This window comes from Leucobacter holotrichiae (genome assembly GCF_055791005.1).
The window spans coordinates 233146-248608 of sequence record NZ_JBVUAC010000004.1; the positions used below are offsets into that span (position 1 = coordinate 233146).

14 protein-coding genes are annotated in these 15463 nt (G+C 71.9%); 11 read left to right on the plus strand and 3 right to left on the minus strand.

Annotation, left to right across the window (positions count from 1 at the left end):
- Positions 1 to 56: 56 nt before the first annotated feature.
- The 10 genes from AC0KXF_RS07630 (at position 57) to AC0KXF_RS07675 (ending at position 11979) form a co-directional block, all read left to right on the plus strand.
- Positions 57 to 1166, plus strand: coding sequence for a Gfo/Idh/MocA family protein (locus AC0KXF_RS07630; RefSeq protein ID WP_473108597.1), 1110 nt, complete (start codon positions 57 to 59; stop codon positions 1164 to 1166).
- Positions 1163 to 2707: a sugar ABC transporter ATP-binding protein gene (locus AC0KXF_RS07635; RefSeq protein WP_473108598.1), complete on the plus strand. Its 1545-nt coding sequence runs from the start codon at positions 1163 to 1165 to the stop codon at positions 2705 to 2707. Before AC0KXF_RS07630 ends, AC0KXF_RS07635 begins: the two co-directional genes overlap by 4 nt.
- Positions 2707 to 3792: an ABC transporter permease gene (locus AC0KXF_RS07640; protein ID WP_473108636.1), complete on the plus strand. Its 1086-nt coding sequence runs from the start codon at positions 2707 to 2709 to the stop codon at positions 3790 to 3792. The genes AC0KXF_RS07635 and AC0KXF_RS07640 overlap by 1 nt, the downstream gene beginning before the upstream one ends.
- Positions 3789 to 4919, plus strand: coding sequence for an ABC transporter permease (locus tag AC0KXF_RS07645; protein ID WP_473108599.1), 1131 nt, complete (start codon positions 3789 to 3791; stop codon positions 4917 to 4919). The genes AC0KXF_RS07640 and AC0KXF_RS07645 overlap by 4 nt, the downstream gene beginning before the upstream one ends.
- A complete protein-coding gene (locus AC0KXF_RS07650) occupies positions 4916 to 6127 on the plus strand; it encodes a substrate-binding domain-containing protein (protein WP_473108600.1) in 1212 nt (403 codons plus the stop codon). The genes AC0KXF_RS07645 and AC0KXF_RS07650 overlap by 4 nt, the downstream gene beginning before the upstream one ends.
- 79 nt (positions 6128 to 6206) lie before the next feature.
- Entirely contained in the window at positions 6207 to 7073 is an 867-nt protein-coding gene (locus tag AC0KXF_RS07655) for a sugar phosphate isomerase/epimerase family protein (RefSeq protein ID WP_473108601.1), read from the plus strand.
- A complete protein-coding gene (locus AC0KXF_RS07660) occupies positions 7070 to 8086 on the plus strand; it encodes a sugar phosphate isomerase/epimerase family protein (RefSeq protein WP_473108602.1) in 1017 nt (338 codons plus the stop codon). Before AC0KXF_RS07655 ends, AC0KXF_RS07660 begins: the two co-directional genes overlap by 4 nt.
- A gap of 115 nt (positions 8087 to 8201) precedes the next feature.
- Positions 8202 to 9161, plus strand: a complete 960-nt coding sequence (locus AC0KXF_RS07665) for an aldo/keto reductase (protein WP_473108603.1) — start codon at positions 8202 to 8204, stop codon at positions 9159 to 9161.
- A 287-nt stretch (positions 9162 to 9448) separates the two neighbouring features.
- Positions 9449 to 11548, plus strand: a complete 2100-nt coding sequence (locus AC0KXF_RS07670) for an MMPL family transporter (protein WP_473108637.1) — start codon at positions 9449 to 9451, stop codon at positions 11546 to 11548.
- Positions 11545 to 11979, plus strand: a complete 435-nt coding sequence (locus AC0KXF_RS07675; RefSeq protein ID WP_473108604.1) for a pyrimidine dimer DNA glycosylase/endonuclease V — start codon at positions 11545 to 11547, stop codon at positions 11977 to 11979. The genes AC0KXF_RS07670 and AC0KXF_RS07675 overlap by 4 nt, the downstream gene beginning before the upstream one ends.
- A 37-nt stretch (positions 11980 to 12016) precedes the next feature.
- Here AC0KXF_RS07675 and AC0KXF_RS07680 read toward each other — a convergent pair whose 3' ends face one another.
- Positions 12017 to 12538: a MarR family winged helix-turn-helix transcriptional regulator gene (locus AC0KXF_RS07680; protein ID WP_473108605.1), complete on the minus strand. Its 522-nt coding sequence runs from the start codon at positions 12536 to 12538 to the stop codon at positions 12017 to 12019.
- A 76-nt stretch (positions 12539 to 12614) separates the two neighbouring features.
- On the opposite strand from AC0KXF_RS07680, the gene AC0KXF_RS07685 reads away from it, so the two are divergent.
- Positions 12615 to 13328, plus strand: coding sequence for a TrmH family RNA methyltransferase (locus AC0KXF_RS07685; protein WP_473108606.1), 714 nt, complete (start codon positions 12615 to 12617; stop codon positions 13326 to 13328).
- A gap of 66 nt (positions 13329 to 13394) precedes the next feature.
- Here AC0KXF_RS07685 and AC0KXF_RS07690 read toward each other — a convergent pair whose 3' ends face one another.
- A complete protein-coding gene (locus AC0KXF_RS07690) occupies positions 13395 to 14102 on the minus strand; it encodes a class II aldolase/adducin family protein (RefSeq protein WP_473108607.1) in 708 nt (235 codons plus the stop codon).
- Complete coding sequence (gene otnK, locus AC0KXF_RS07695; RefSeq protein WP_473108608.1) at positions 14099 to 15427, minus strand: 3-oxo-tetronate kinase; 1329 nt, start codon at positions 15425 to 15427, stop codon at positions 14099 to 14101. Before otnK ends, AC0KXF_RS07690 begins: the two co-directional genes overlap by 4 nt.
- Positions 15428 to 15463 lie beyond the last annotated feature (36 nt).

A 15463-nucleotide genomic window follows, 5' to 3' on the forward strand; every position in this document is an offset into this window, starting at 1 on the left:
GATCACTTATGAAAGGCGCTTGACAAAAGTGGGTGATCGCGGAGCACAATAAGAGCATGTCAACGCAGACAGGCCGCGCACCGCACCCTCCGAGCATCGGGATGCTCGGAGCCGGCTTCATGGCGCGCACGCACACCATCGCGGCGAGAGCAGCGGGAGCCCGGCTCGAGGCCATCGCCTCGTCGGCTCCCGAGCGCGCGGCGCGGGCCGCCGACGAGCTCGGGTACGCGCGAGGCCTGTCGGCCGACGAACTGATCGCCGAGGGGCTGCCGGTGGTGCACGTCTGCACCCCCAACCGCAGCCACGTCGGCTACGCCCGCGCGGCGCTGCGATCCGGATCCCACGTCGTCTGCGAGAAGCCGCTCGCGACGAACGCCGCCGAGGCCCGTGAGCTCGCCGTCGAGGCGAGCGCGGCCGGGCTGGTCGGGGCGGTGCCGTTCGTCTACCGGTATCACCCGATGGTGCGCGAGGCCCGCGCCCGCATCGCGGGCGGCGAGGCCGGCGAGGCGGGCGCCGTGCTGACCGTCTCTGGGCAGTACTTGCAGGACTGGCTGCTCGACGCCGACGACGACAACTGGCGGGTCGCGACCGACTCGGGCGGCCCTTCGCGGGCGTTCGCCGACATCGGATCCCACCTCGTCGACCTCGTCGAGTTCGTGAGCGGCGACCGGATCGTGCGCCTCGCCGCGACCACCCGCACCGTGCACGCCGAGCGCGGCGGGCAGACCGTCGACACCGAGGACTCGGCGGCGCTCATCGTCGAGCTCGCGGGCGGCGGCATCGGATCGCTGCTCGTCTCCCAGGTCGCGCCCGGCCGCAAGAACGGCCTGGTGCTCGAGATCGCTGGCACGCGCGAGAGCGTGCGCTTCGAGCAGGAGGATCCCGAGCGCCTGTGGGTGGGCCGGCGCGGGCACTCCCTGCTGCTGCGCCGCGATCCCGAGACGCTCTCGACCGACGCGGCCCGCCTCTCGAAGGTGCCGTCGGGGCACCCCCAGGGCTACCAGGATGCGTTCAACGCCTTCGTGGCCGACGCCTACGCGCTGGCCGCGGGGGAGCGGCGCGAGGGCGTGCCCACGTTTGTCGACGGCGCGCGCGCCGCGACGATCACGGACGCCGTGCTCGCCTCCGCGCGCGACGGGCGCTGGGTGGAGGTGAACGCGGCGTGAGCGAGTCCGGATCCACCGCCCCCGTGCTCTCCGCCGTCGATGTGCGCAAGCAGTTCTTCGGCGTAGAGGTGCTGCACGGCGTCTCCCTCGACCTCGTGCCGGGTACCGTGCACGGTCTGGTCGGCGAGAACGGTGCGGGCAAGTCGACGCTCATGAAGATCATCGCGGGCGTGCACCGGCGCGACGGCGGCGAGGTGCGGCTCGACGGCGACCCCGTCGACTTCGGCCACCCGGTCGAGGCCGCGGCGGCGGGCGTCGCCACGGTGTTCCAGGAGTTCAACCTGCTCGCCGACCGCACGGTCGCGCAGAACGTGTTCCTCGGGCGCGAGCCCCGGCGCTTCGGCATCGTCGACACCGCTGCGATGCGCCGGGCGACGCGGGATCTGCTCGCCGACCTCGGCATCGCCGGCATCTCGCCCGACGCGACCGTGGGCGGGCTCACCGTCGCAGAGCAGCAGATCGTGGAGATCGTGAAGGCGCTCTCGGTCGACGCGCGGGTGATCTCGATGGACGAGCCGACGGCTGCGCTCGCCGACCACGAGGTGTCGATCCTCTACCGCGTGATCCGCCGCCTGCGCGACCGCGGGGTCGCGATCCTGTACGTCTCGCACCGGCTGAAGGAGATCTTCGACCTGTGCGACACCATCACGGTGATGAAGGACGGCGCGCTCGTCTCCAGCGGCCCCGCCGCCGAACTGGATCAGCCCACGCTCGTGCGGCGCATGGTCGGCCGCCCGATCAGCGCCTACTTCCCCGACCCCGAACCCGGCACCGAACTCGGCGAGCCGCTCGTGGAGGTGCGGGGCGGCGGCAACTCCCAACTCGACGGCATCGACCTCGAGCTGCGCGCCGGCGAGGTGGTCGGGGTGTCCGGGCTGCAGGGCTCCGGCCGCACCGAGCTCGTCGAGGCGGTGTTCGGGGCCGCGCCGTTCGCGCGCGGCGAGCTGCGGCTCGGCGGGAGGGCGGCGACGATCCGGAATCCCCGCCAGGCCGTGCGGAGGGGGATCGCGCTCGTCACCGAGGACCGCAAGCGCACGGGCCTTGCGCTGCACCAGTCGATCCTCGACAACGCTCTGCTCGCGATCCGCAGCGTCTTCCCCGGGCGCACCCGGGCGAAGCGCGCCGAGATCCCCGGCATCTTCACCGCGCTCGAGCTGGTGAGCCAGGGCCTCGGCCAGGAGGTGCAGGCGCTCTCGGGAGGCAACCAGCAGAAGGTGGTGCTCGCGAAGTGGCTCGCGACCGCGCCCGACGTGGTGCTGCTCGACGAGCCGACCCGCGGCATCGATGTCGGCGCGAAGATCGCCGTCTACCGCCTCATCCGGGAACTCGCGAAGCGGGGCGTGGCGATCCTGTTCGTGTCGAGCGAGCTGCCCGAGGTGATCGGCATGGCCGATCGGATCCTCGTCATGCGGGACGGGCGGATCGCCGGCGAGCTGCCTGCCGGATCCTCGGAGGAGACCGTGCTGGCGCTCGCGACCGGCGCCGCGAGCGACGGAGCCGCCGCGACCGGGGGCAGCACTGGGGAAGGGGGAGCACGGTGATCGCCGCGCTGAAGTCGCGCCTGGGGGCGCTCGACACGACCGTGATCGTCTACATCGCGCTGATCGCGGTGCTCGCGGTGAGCGCCGTGCTGGTCGCGACGGCCGGCCGCAACCTGTTCAGCCCGGGCAGCATCCGCGACATCCTCACGGGCATGAGCGTGCTCGGCTTCGTCGCCATCGGGCAGACGCTCGTGATCCTCGGCGGATCCCTCGACCTCTCCGTGCCCTACGTGGTGAGCCTCACGAGCCTCATCGCCGCGCAGACGATGGCCGGCCGGCCCGGCATGATCGTGCCGGGGGTGCTGCTGGCGCTCGGCGTCGCGGCCCTGATCGGTCTCGCGAACGGTCTCATCGTCACCTTCCTGCGGGTGCACGGCTTCGTGACGACGCTCGGGATCGGCCTCATCCTCAAGGGGTACCTCGACACCAACTACAAGGGGACCGCGGGATCGGCGCCGTGGGAGTTCCAGCTCTTCGGCGCGACCGGCGTCGGGCCGGTGCCGGTTTCGACGATCGTGATGCTCGCGCTCGCCGGACTCGTCGCCTTCCTGCTCGCCCGCAGCAGCTTCGGGCATCACCTCTTCGCGGTCGGCGGCAACTCCGAGGTCGCGCGCCTCTCGGGGGTGCGCACGCGCAGGCCGCTCATCTGGGCGCACGTGACCTGCTCGGTGTTCGCGGGGATCGCGGGACTGCTGCTCGCGAGCCGGCTCGGAGTCGGCAGCCCGACCGTGGGCGTGCAGGGCGGCTACGACCTGCTCTCCATCGCCGCGGTCGTGCTGGGCGGCACCCTGCTCGCCGGCGGCCGCGGCTCGATCTGGGGCACGATCGGCGGCGTCGCGATCTTCGCCGTGATCGACAACCTCATGAGCGTGCTGCAGGTCACCCCCTTCCTCAAGGACGTGGTGCGCGGCGCCGTCATCGTGATCGCGGTGGCCGTGTACTCGCGGCGCCGGCTGGTGGCCCGCCGGGAGCGCTTCACCCGCACGGGCGCGGAGGCGGCTTCGCCGGGCAGCGCTCTATCCGAGGCCGCGCCTCCGGCGGCCGTCGAGCGTTTGGACGCCACGACCGAGGGAGGTGCACGATGAACGCCGCGCAGTCCGCAGCCGCCTCAGGGACCGGTGCAGCCGCTGGCCTCGGCCGCTTCGCGCGCACGCTCGTGAGCCCTCGCGGCGCCGTATACCTGCTGCTGGTCGTGCTGCTCGTCGCAGTCGCCGTGCTCAACCCGTCGTTCGCGGAGCCCGGGCAGTTCGTGCGCTACATCCAGCGCGTCGCACCCATCGCGATCGTGGCCATCGGCCAGTACTTCGTGATCGTGAGCGGAGAATTCGACCTCTCCCAGGGATCGCTCGTCACCGCCCAGGTCGTGCTCGCGGGCACCCTCATCGGACAGGACGACGAGAAGGCGCTGCCGATCCTCCTGCTGCTCGTCGTGCTCGGCACGCTGGTCGGCATCGTCAACGGCCTGGTCACCACACTGCTCCGGGTGCCGTCGTTCATCGTCACCCTCGGCATGATGCTCGCCCTCTACGGCGGTGTCATGTGGTGGACGGGCGGGGCCGCGACCGGCAACCCGGCCGACTCGTTCCGCCAGATCGGGCGCGGCGGGATCGAGGGGCTCCCGGTGATCGGCCTGCTGCCCTGGGCCGTCGTGATCCTCGCCGCCGTGCTGGCGTTCGCGGCGTGGCTGTCGCGCCGCCCCTTCGGCCGCACGCTCGTCGCCGTCGGCGACAACCCCGCGGCCGGGGTCTTCGCGGGCGCGTCGGTGTGGCGAACGAAGACCGCGGCGTTCGTGCTGTCCTCGCTGTCGGCCACCGTGGCCGGCGTGCTGCTCGTGGGCTACGCGGGTGTGCACCCGTCGGTGGGGCGGGGCTACGAGTTCATCGCCATCACCGCGGTGGTGCTCGGCGGAGTCGTGCTGGGCGGGGGCCGCGGCTCGGTCTGGGGCGCGCTCGCCGGCGCCTTCGCCCTCGAGACGCTCTTCACGCTGCTGAACTTCACCTCGGTGCCGTCGACCATGCGCGACGCCATCCAGGGCGCCATCATCATCGCCGCCGTCGCCTACTCGGGAGCGGCCCTCAGGGGCCGCCGCCGGAGCGCCGCCGCAGATCCACCCCGGGACACCGGGTCCGAACCGACGGGGAGCACCCCGTCACCCGATCCCGCCGGCACCGTCGCCGCGCGGGGCGAACTCACGAAGGAGAATCGATCATGAAACGATCGCTGAGCATCACGGCGAGCCTCGTCGGCGCGGCGTCGCTGATCCTGCTGGCGGGGTGCACCACCGATCCATCGGTGGAGGCCCCGGAGGAGACGACCGGCGAGACGAGCGAGGAGGCGTCGACCGAGTGGTTCGACCAGGAGCTCTTCGACAAGCAGGACGCCGAGCGCTCGGTCGTGCCCGAGGGGCCTGCCGAGCAGCCCTACCTGCAGACCATCAACGCCGAGATGCGCGACACGACGGAGTACGCCTCCGAGGGCGCGAAGAAGCTGTGCTTCGCGAACGCGTCGATCTCGAACCCCTGGCGCCAGACCGGCTGGATCACGATGAACGAGCAGCTGAAGGAACTGCAGGCCTCGGGCGTAGTGTCCGAGATGGAGACCCGTGACGCGAAGGACAGCGACGACACCCAGATCGCCGACATCGACTACTTCATCGCCGAGGGCGACTGCGACGGCTTCATCATCTCGCCGAACTCCACCGCGGCGATGACCCCGGCCGTCGAGCGGGCCTGCGAGACGGGCAAGCCCGTCGTGGTCTTCGACCGCGGCGTGCAGACCGACTGCGCGGTGACCTTCATCCACCCGATCGGCGGCTTCGCCTGGGGCATCGACACCGCCGAGTTCCTCATCGACAACCTGAACGAGGGCGACAAGGTCGTGGCGCTGCGCATCCTGCCGGGCGTCGACGTGCTCGAGCAGCGCTGGGCGGCGGCCGAGAAGCTGTTCGACGAGGCCGGCATCGAGGCCGTCGACTACTTCACGGGCGCGGATCCCGCCGAGATCAAGAAGATCATCTCGGACGAGCTCGCGAAGGGCGACGTGCAGGGTATCTGGATGGACGCCGGAGACGGCGCCGTCGCGGCCATCGAGGCCTTCGAGGACGCGGGCAAGGACTACCCGGTGATGACCGGTGAGGACGAGCTCAGCTTCCTGCGCAAGTGGAAGGAGACGGGCCTCACCGGGCTCGCCCCCGTCTACTCCAACTTCCAATGGCGCACGCCGCTGCTCGCGATGGAGAAGATCTTCGCGGGCGAGGAGGTGCCGCAGGAGTGGGTGCTGCCGCAGAGCCCGATCACCGCTGAGGAGCTCGACGACTACCTCGAGCGCAACGAGGGCATGCCCGACGGCCACTACGCGAAGTTCGGCGGCGAGGATCTGCCGGGCTACCCGAAGGTCTGGCAGGATCGGGTCATCCCGTAGCCCGTAGACGGGGGCCCGTTTCCTGAGCCCGTCGAAGGAAGCGGGCCCCCGTTGTCTCCGGCACCGATAGAGGAGCGACATGCAGCGACAGCTCGGAGTGAACACCTGGGTGTGGACCTCGCCGCTCGACGACGCGGGGCTGCTCGCGATCGCCGAGCGGGCGAGCAGGATCGGCTACGAACTGCTCGAGCTCCCCGTCGAGTCGCCGGGCGACTGGTCGCCCGCGCTCGCCGCCGAGCGGCTCGCCTCGCTCGGCATGGGCGCGCGGGTGGTCGGTGCGATGGGTGAGGGGCGGGATCTGCTCGACGGCACGCTGTGCGAGGCCACGCAGCGCTATCTGCGCCACTGCGTCGACGTGGCCGTCGCGGTCGGATCCCCCACCGTCGCCGGCCCGTTCACCGCCCGCACGGGCCGTGTCTGGCGCATGGACGCGAGTGAGCGTGCGGACGCGATCGGCGTCCTCCGCGAGGCGCTCCGCCCGGTGGCCGACTACGCGGCGGAACGAGGCGTGACCCTCGCCGTCGAGCCGCTGAACCGCTACGAGACGAGCCTCATCAACACGGTCGAGCAGGCGCTCGATGCACTCGATCCCCTGCTCGGAGCGGGGGTCGGGATCGCCCTCGACTCCTACCACCTCAACATCGAGGAGCGGTCGCCGGCCGAGGCGATCCGGGCCGCGGGATCCCACACTGCGGTGGTGCAGGTGTGCGGCAACGACCGCGGGCCCGCCGGCCCCGACCACACGGACTGGCCGGCGTTCCTCGACGCGCTCGACGATGCCGGGTATGCGGGCCCCCTCACGCTCGAGAGCTTCACCGGCGACAACGACACGATCGCCACCGCGGCATCGATCTGGCGGCCTCTCGCCGAGAGCCAGGACGAGCTCGCCCGCACCACGTTCGACTTCCTCACCGATCTGCAGCAGCGAAGGAGCAGCCGACCATGACCCACGAGGCATCCCACCCCGTCACCCTGTTCACCGGCCAGTGGGCCGATCTGCCCTTCGAGGAGGTGGCCCGGCTCGCCGCCGAGTGGGGGTACGACGGGCTCGAGATCGCGGCCTCCGGCGACCACCTCGATCTCGCCCGCGCCGACGAGGACGACGCCTACCTGCGATCCCGACTCGACATTCTCGACCGCCACGGCCTGCGCGTGTGGGCCATCTCGAATCACCTGGCGGGGCAGGCGGTCTGCGACGACCCCATCGACTTCCGGCATCGGGCCATCGTGCGCCCCTACGTGTGGGGCGACGGGGAGCCCGAGGGGGTGCGTCGGCGCGCGGCCGAGGACATGCAGCGCGCGGCCCGCGTCGCCCGCAAGCTCGGCGCCGATGTCGTCACCGGGTTCACCGGCTCGAAGATCTGGCCCTACGTCGCGATGTTCCCGCCGGTGCCGCAGTCGGTCATCGACGACGGCTACGAGGACTTCGCGCGGCGGTGGAACCCGATCCTCGACGTCTTCGACTCTGAGGGTGTGCGCTACGCCCACGAGGTGCACCCGTCCGAGATCGCCTACGACTACTGGACGACCGTGCGGGCGCTCGAGGCGGTCGATCACCGGCACGCCTTCGGCCTCAACTGGGATCCGAGCCACCTCGTGTGGCAGGGCGTCGACCCGATCGGTTTCATCGTCGACTTCGCGGACCGCATCTGCCACGTCGACTGCAAGGACACCCGCCTGCGGCCGCCCACGGGACGCTCGGGGATCCTCGGATCCCACCTGCCCTGGGGCGACCCGCGCCGCGGGTGGGACTTCGTCTCCACCGGTCACGGCGACACCCACTGGGAGGACGCGTTCCGCGCGCTCGGCTCGATCGGCTACACCGGCCCGATCTCGATCGAGTGGGAGGACGCCGGGATGGATCGCCTGCACGGCGCGGCCGAGGCGGTGGGCAGGATCCGGTCCCTGCTCTGGCGGCGGCCCGAAGCCGCGTTCGACTCCGCCTTCTCGAACCAGTAGCCGCTCGGCCGGGCGTTGGGTGCGGCAGGCGTCGGAGACGCGGGATGACGCGCGGGGCGGAATATCGGCGGGCGCTGCTAGCGTCGGGGGCGTACCGATCGAAGGAGGATCCGCCATGACAGTATCCGCACGCACCCCCATCGGCGCGTCAGACATCGAGATCGCCGCGCTCGCGCTCGGCGGCAACGTCTTCGGCTGGACGGCCGACCGCGATACGTCGTTCGCCGTGCTCGACGCCTTTCTCGCGGGCGGCGGCGACTTCGTCGACACGGCCGACGGATACTCGCACTGGGCGCCGGGCAACGGGGGCGGTGAGTCGGAGACGATTCTCGGCGAGTGGTTCACGGCCCGCGGCAACCGCGACGAAGTCGTGCTCGCCACGAAAGTCTCGACGCACCCCGATTTTTCGGGGCTCGCGGCCGACAACATCCGGGCGGCGGCGGATGCCTCGCTGCGGCGTCTGCAGACCGACCGGATCGACCTCTACTACGCGCACTTCGACGACGCCGACACCCCGCTCGAGGAGACCGTCGCGGCCTTCTCGGGCCTCGTCGATGCTGGGAAGGTGCGCGCCATCGGTGTCTCGAACTACACGGCCGAACGGGTGGCCGAGTGGATCGCCATCGCCCGTGACGGCGGGTACCACCTGCCTGTCGCACTGCAGCCCCAGTACAGCCTCGTCGAGCGCGGGTTCGAGAGCAACGGGCTGCGGGAGGTCGCTGAGCGTGAGCATCTCGCGGTCTTCCCGTACTACTCGCTGGCGAGCGGATTCCTGGCGGGGAAGTACCGGGATGCCGGCGACGCCGCTGCGCCGGGCGCTAGCCCGCGGGCAGAGGGCGCCGTCGGATACCTCGACGATCGCGGACGCGCGGTGCTCGCCGCGCTCGACGAGATCGCGGCGGCGCACGACGTTCCGGTGGCGGCAGTGTCGCTCGCGTGGCTGCGCGCCCAGCCCACGGTCGTCGCGCCCATTGCGAGCGCCCGCAATGTCGAGCAGCTTCCCGCGCTCCTCGCGTCGCTCGAGCTCGAGCTCACGGTCGACGAGGTCGAGCATCTGAGCGCGGCCTCGGCATAGATCTCGACCGGCCCCGTCGAGATACGGATCTCGCAGCTCCGTCCGAGGGTGGGCGTGCGAAATCCGTACCTCGGACAGAGGTGTGCGGATCGTGCGCAACCCTGAGCGGACTCTGCCTACGCCCGTCGCGCCGTTCGCGATCCTCCGCTACTATTAACTAGCTTATCTAGCTAAATGGGGGAGGCGTCGTGGACGGGGAGCATCGGGCGAAGCGGGGGACCGGCGCGCGCTGGCTGCGGGTGCTGCTGCCCGCGCTGCTGATCGTGGCGTGGGTCGCCGCGGCCGGCATGGGCGGCCCGCTGTTCGGCAAGGTCGACGAGGTGTCGTCGAACGACCAGACGGCCTACCTGCCGGAATCGGCCGAGGCCACCGAGGTGCAGCGCGCGTTGCCCGAGTTCCTGGGCGACGACGTGATCCCGGCGGTCGCGGTCTTCTCGTCGGAGGACCGGATCGACGAAGCCGCGCTGACCCAGTTCGGCGATGCGGTGGTCGACGCCGAGCGCATCGACGGCATCGAGAGCGGTGCATCCCCGATCATCCCCTCCGATGACGGCCTCGCCGCGCAGGCATTCGTGCCCATCGACGCCGACGCCGACATCTCTGACGCGGTGACGCAGCTCGGCGACGAACTGCGCGAGGCGGCGCCGGACGGGATCGTGGTGCACGTCACCGGCCCGGCCGGTTTCACCGCAGACCTCGTCGCCGGCTTCGCGGGGATCGACGGCATCCTGCTGCTCGTCGCCCTGCTGGCCGTGCTCGTGATCCTCGTCATCGTCTACCGCTCGCTGCTGCTGCCCGTCGTGGTGCTCAGCACGAGCCTGTTCGCGCTCTGCACGGCCCTGCTGGTGGTGTGGCACCTCGCGGATGCCGGCGTGCTGCTCCTCAGCGGGCAGACCCAGGGCATCCTCTTCATCCTCGTCATCGGCGCCGCGACCGACTACTCGCTGCTGCTGGTGGCCCGCTTCCGCGAGGAGCTGCGCACCACGCGCGACCGCGGCGCGGCCGTGCTGGCCGCCGTGCGCGGATCCCTCGAGCCCATCGCCGCCTCGGGCGGCACCGTGATCGCGGGGCTGCTGTGCCTGCTGCTCAGCGACCTCAAATCGAACAGCACGCTCGGACCGGTCGCGTCGATCGGGATCGTGTTCGCGATGCTCTCGGCGATCACCCTGCTGCCGGCGCTGCTCTTCGTCTTCGGCCGGGCCGCCTACTGGCCGCGGCGGCCGAAGTACGAGCCCGATGTGGTGCGCGAGGAGCACGGCCTGCCGAGCCGCGGCGCCTGGCGCCGCCTGGCCGAGCTGATCCGCAGGCGCCCGCGCCCGATCTGGATCGTCACCGCGATCGTGCTCGCGCTCGGCGCGGCCGGCGTCACCCAGTTGCAGGCGCAGGGCGTGCCGCAGTCGGACCTCGTGCTCGGGCAGTCGGAGGCGCGCGACGGTCAGGCCGTGCTCGGCGAGCACTTCCCCGGCGGATCGGGTAGCCCGGTCTACGTGCTCACCCCCGAGGACGAGCTGCAGCGCACCGCCGACGTGCTGCTCGCGAACCAGGGAATCGAGGGCGTCGCGGTGACCAGCGCGGACTCGCCGAGCGGCTCCGCGCCCGTCACCGAGAACGGCGTCGAGGCTTATGGCCCGCCGGGCACTCCCGCTCCCGAGCCCACCGTCAGCGACGGACGCGTGCTGCTGCAGGCGACGCTCGCCGACGCGGCCGACTCCGATGCCGCGGCGCAGACCGTCACGAGCCTGCGCGAAGAGCTGCACGGCGCCGGCGCCGCTGCCGCCACCGATGCCGCGGACCGCGCGGCCCTCGTCGGCGGAGTCACCGCCACCGCGGTCGACACGAACCAGGCGTCGATCCACGACCGCAACCTCATCATCCCGCTCGTGCTCGCCGTGATCCTCGTGATCCTGATGCTGCTCCTGCGCTCCGTCGTGGCGCCGATCCTGCTGATCCTCACCACCGTGCTGTCCTTCGGCACGGCCCTCGGCGTCGCGGCGCTCGTGTTCAACGGCGTGTTCGACTTCCCCGGAGCGGACCCCGCGGTGCCGCTCTACGGCTTCGTCTTCCTCGTCGCCCTCGGCATCGACTACAACATCTTCCTCATGACCCGGGTGCGCGAGGAGTCGGTGCGGCACGGCACGCGCGATGGGATCCTGCGCGGCCTCACCATCACGGGCGGCGTCATCACCTCGGCGGGCCTCGTGCTCGCGGCGACGTTCGCGGCGCTCTCGGTGATCCCGATCCTGTTCCTCGTGCAGATCGCGTTCATCGTCGCGTTCGGTGTGCTGCTCGACACCTTCATCGTGCGCTCCCTGCTCGTGCCCGCGCTCGCGACCGACATCGGGCGGGCGATCTGGTGGCCGTCGAAGCTGGGGAGGGGTGCACGATGAGGATCTGGTCGCTGCACCCGCAGCACCTCGACCGCATGGGGCTGCTCGCCTGCTGGCGCGAGACGCTGCTCGCGCAGGCAGTGCTCGCAGAGCGCACGCGCGGTTACCGCAACCACCCGCAGCTCGAGCGCTTCCGCGCGCACCCGCGTCCTCTCGACGCGGTGGGCGCCTACCTGAGCGGCGTCGCCGAGGAGGCCGGGCGGCGCGGTTATCGCTTCGACGCGGCGCGCATCCTGAGGCTCGGATCCCTCGCGGACGACGACCGGATCCCGGTCGCCGAGGGTCAGCTCGTCTTCGAGTGGCAGCACCTCGGCCGCAAGCTGCGCGAGCGCGACCCCGAGCGGGCCGCCGCCTGGGAGGTGTCGGAACCCGCGCCGCACCCGGTGTTCCAGGTCGAGCCGGGGCCGGTCGCGTCCTGGGAGCGGCCCTGATCGCCGACGCGCGAGGGCGCGGGATCGGCCCGCCGGCTCAGCTCTCCAGGTCGAGCGCGGCGCTCACGGCGTTCATCACGCGCGCCGCGGCGTCCAGCTCGTCGTCAGCGAAGGGAGCGAGCGCGTCCCGGAGCGCCGCGAGGTGCGGGCCGTAGCTGCGGAAGAACTCCGCGCGCGACGCATCCGTGAGCTCGATGACCCGTGCGCGCCGGTCGCTCGGGTGGGGAGCGCGCCGCACGTGCCCCGACGCCGCCAGGCGATCCAGCAGCTTCGTGGTCGACGCGGTCGAGATGCGCAGGTGCCGCGCGATTTCGTTGGGGCTCACCGCGCGCCCCTGCTCCTCGCGGATGATGAGCAGCCGCAGCGCCGCGACATCGCTCGTGTTCATGCCCATGCCGTGCTTGAGGCTCCCCGACATCCGGTCGTGCGCGTCGCCGAAGCCGCGCACGGCCCGCAGCGCCCGCAGCACGAGCTCGGCGCGGCGTTCGTCGCTCGCGGCGTCGCGGGGATCCCGATCCGGATCCCCCGCGCGCGGGCCGGCAGCGGAACGACGAGTCATGGCTCCCATTCTCCCGCACGGCGGGGCAGTCGGCCGCGCGGTCGGCTCAGCCGGATCCGCCTGGGAGAATGGGGCGGTGACTCAGCATCCGGATCCTGCGCAGCCCAGTACCTCCGAGACCGCGGCGGATCCTCACCCCGAACGCACCACCGCCGGCGTCGGCCCCTGGCCCGGCGGCCGCGACGCGTGGCCCGACGAGGACCGCTACGACCCGGAACTGCTCGAGCGCGGGGACACCCGCAACGTGATCGATCGCTACCGGTATTGGCGCATGGAGGCGATCGTCGCCGACCTCGACGAGCACCGGCATCCGTTCCACGTCGCGATCGAGAACTGGCAGCACGACATGAACATCGGCTCGATCGTGCGCAGCGCCAACGCGTTCGCCGCAGACACCGTGCACATCGTGGGCCGCCGCCGCTGGAACAAGCGCGGCGCGATGGTCACCGACCGCTACCAGCACGTGGTGCACCGGCCCGACGTGGCGGCGCTCGCCGAGTGGGCGCGCGATCAGGGCATCCCGATCATCGCCATCGATAACGTTCCCGGCTGCGTGCCCATGGAGACCTTCGAGTGGCCCGAGCGCTGTGTGATGCTGTTCGGGCAGGAGGGGCCGGGCCTGACCGACGAGGCGATCGCCGCCGCTGAGGCCGTCGTGGAGATCACGCAGTACGGATCGACCCGCTCGATCAACGCGAGCGCGGCGGCCGCGGTCGCCATGTACTCCTGGGTGGGGCAGCACTCACCTCTTCGCCCCAGCCGGAGTCGAACGGCGAGAACGGCTGACTGATCAGTTCTCGCACCGCCCGGGTGTAGACATGCCGCGAGCGCCCCGCGGCGTAGGTGACGAGTACTTCTACGCCACAGCGTGGGACGAGGCTTCACGGGGCGCTGCCCGATCCTGAGCCCGATCGCGCAGCGTCCGCCACGGCGTCCCGCCACGGGCGACGAGCTCCTCGATCTCGGGCTCGCCGAGTGCGCGGCAGGAGCTGTCGCCGAGCGCGAGCGCGACGCGCGCGGCCTCCTCGATCTCGATCGCCGACGCCACGGCATCGTCGAGCGAGCCCGCCGCCGCGACCTGGCCGTGATTCGCGAGCAGCGCGGCGCGGAAGGCGTGCGGGTTCGCGTCGATCGCGTCGGCCTGGCGGGGGTCGCCGGGGGCGAAGTAGGGGATGAGCGGCACCTGCCCCACCTTCAGGAGGATGTAGGGCGTGAGCGGCGGGATCGCGTGGTGCTCGGCCCACGGCTCCCGGCAGGCTACCGCGACGGCGAGCGGAGAGTGCAGATGCACGACCGCGGTGTGGGTCGCGTCGCGGCGGTAGAGGGCGAGGTGCAGGGGCACCTCCTTCGACGGCCTTGGGCCGTCGAGGTGCTCGCCCGAGGCCGACAGCACCGAGAGCTCATCGGGATCGAGCGCGGCGAGGCTCGAGTCTGTAGGCGACATGAGGAGGCGGTCGTCGGCCCGCACGCTGATGTTGCCGGATCGGCCGGGGCTCATGCCGCACGCTGCCAGCTCGGCGGCCGCCTCGACGAGGTGCTTCGCCGCTTCGGATCGAGCGCTCACCGGAGACGCTCCCAGGCCTCGGTGAAGAGACGTTCGCCGCCGAAATTGCCCGACTTCAGGGCGATCGCGATGCGGTCGCGCCGCGGCTCGGGCGCCGCGTGCGTCGCGGATCCGGAGTTCACCGCCCGCGACGGTTCGGCGACGGCCTCGGCCCAGACCACGCCCGGGGCGAGCTCGGGGCCGATGCGGATCGCGTCGATGCCGAGGGTCTGCACCACGCGCCCGCTCGTCTCGCCTCCGGCGACGAGCAGCGCCCCGAGGCCGTGGCCGAGGGTCGCCGCTGCGAGGCCGGCGAGGGTGCGCTCGATGCGGTCGGCGACGGCGGCGCGGTGCTCTCCGAGGAGATCGTCGAGGTCGTCGATGCTGTCGGTCGCGTAGACGAGCACCGGCCGCCGCGGATCCTCCGCCCACTGCGCCACCACCCACTCGGCGAGCTCGGCAACGAGCGATTCGCCCTCGGCGAGCCGCTGCAGGTCGAGTTTGCGGGTGGGCATCCGGGAGCGTGCGTGCGCGATCTGGGCTCGGGTCTGAGCGGACGCGGATCCGGAGACCACGAGGCGCCCGCCCTGCGGGGCGCCGTGGGGGAGCGCGCGCTCCCCGTCCTCGGCCGTCGGCTCGCCCCCGCCACGGCCCTCGTGTCCGAGCCCCAGCGCGAGGCCGGCCCCGCCGGTGAGCAGCACGTGGGGCTCGGCGGCCCGGGCGAGGGCGCGCAGGTCGTCGTCCGCGATGGCGTCTGCGATGACCGTGCGGGGAGAGGCGGGGGCGAGCGCCTCGCGGATCGACTCGCCGCCCGCGCGCACCGCGTCGAGGAAGAGGTTCGAGACGGGCAGCGCGGTCTGCGGTTCGAGCACCCGGCGCAGCCGCGAGTCGCGCATGGGGGTCAGCGGATGGTAGCGCATGGGGCTCTCGTCGAGGCGGTCGTGGCCGACGAAGAGGTGGCCCTGATAGACGGTGCGGCCGTTGGCCGGGTAGGCCGGCGCGGCGAGGGCGGTGGTGAGGCCGAGCACCGAGAGCAGCGCGTCGATACTCGGGCCGATATTGCCCTCGCTCGTCGAGTCGAACGTGGAGCAGTACTTGAGGTAGAACTGAGCGGCGCCCCAAGCGCGCAGGGCCCGCGCCGACTCGAGCACGTCGCTCACGCACTCCTCGACGGGCGCGGTGCGCGACTTCAGTGCGATGACGACGGCGTCGGCCTCGGCGAACTCGGGGTCCGTGAGCTCCTGCGGGCCGAAGGCCACGACGACGTCGCGCCCGACGCTCGCGAGCACCGACGCGACGTCGGTGGCGCCCGTGAAGTCGTCGGCGATGCAGCCGAGTCTGCGCATGGGGTCTCCGTTCTCGCGGGTGGAACTCCTAGGTTA

Excerpts from the sequence above, each read along its gene's own strand:
- AC0KXF_RS07630 (WP_473108597.1), top strand. The coding sequence starts at position 57 with ATGTCAACGCAGACAGGCCGCGCACCGCACCCTCCGAGCATCGGGATG.
- AC0KXF_RS07645 (WP_473108599.1), top strand. The coding sequence starts at position 3,789 with ATGAACGCCGCGCAGTCCGCAGCCGCCTCAGGGACCGGTGCAGCCGCT.
- AC0KXF_RS07650 (WP_473108600.1), top strand. The coding sequence starts at position 4,916 with ATGAAACGATCGCTGAGCATCACGGCGAGCCTCGTCGGCGCGGCGTCG.
- AC0KXF_RS07655 (WP_473108601.1), top strand. The coding sequence starts at position 6,207 with ATGCAGCGACAGCTCGGAGTGAACACCTGGGTGTGGACCTCGCCGCTC.
- AC0KXF_RS07660 (WP_473108602.1), top strand. The coding sequence starts at position 7,070 with ATGACCCACGAGGCATCCCACCCCGTCACCCTGTTCACCGGCCAGTGG.
- AC0KXF_RS07665 (WP_473108603.1), top strand. The coding sequence starts at position 8,202 with ATGACAGTATCCGCACGCACCCCCATCGGCGCGTCAGACATCGAGATC.
- AC0KXF_RS07670 (WP_473108637.1), top strand. The coding sequence starts at position 9,449 with ATGGGCGGCCCGCTGTTCGGCAAGGTCGACGAGGTGTCGTCGAACGAC.
- AC0KXF_RS07675 (WP_473108604.1), top strand. The coding sequence starts at position 11,545 with ATGAGGATCTGGTCGCTGCACCCGCAGCACCTCGACCGCATGGGGCTG.
- AC0KXF_RS07680 (WP_473108605.1), bottom strand. The coding sequence starts at position 12,538 with ATGACTCGTCGTTCCGCTGCCGGCCCGCGCGCGGGGGATCCGGATCGG.
- otnK (WP_473108608.1), bottom strand. The coding sequence starts at position 15,427 with ATGCGCAGACTCGGCTGCATCGCCGACGACTTCACGGGCGCCACCGAC.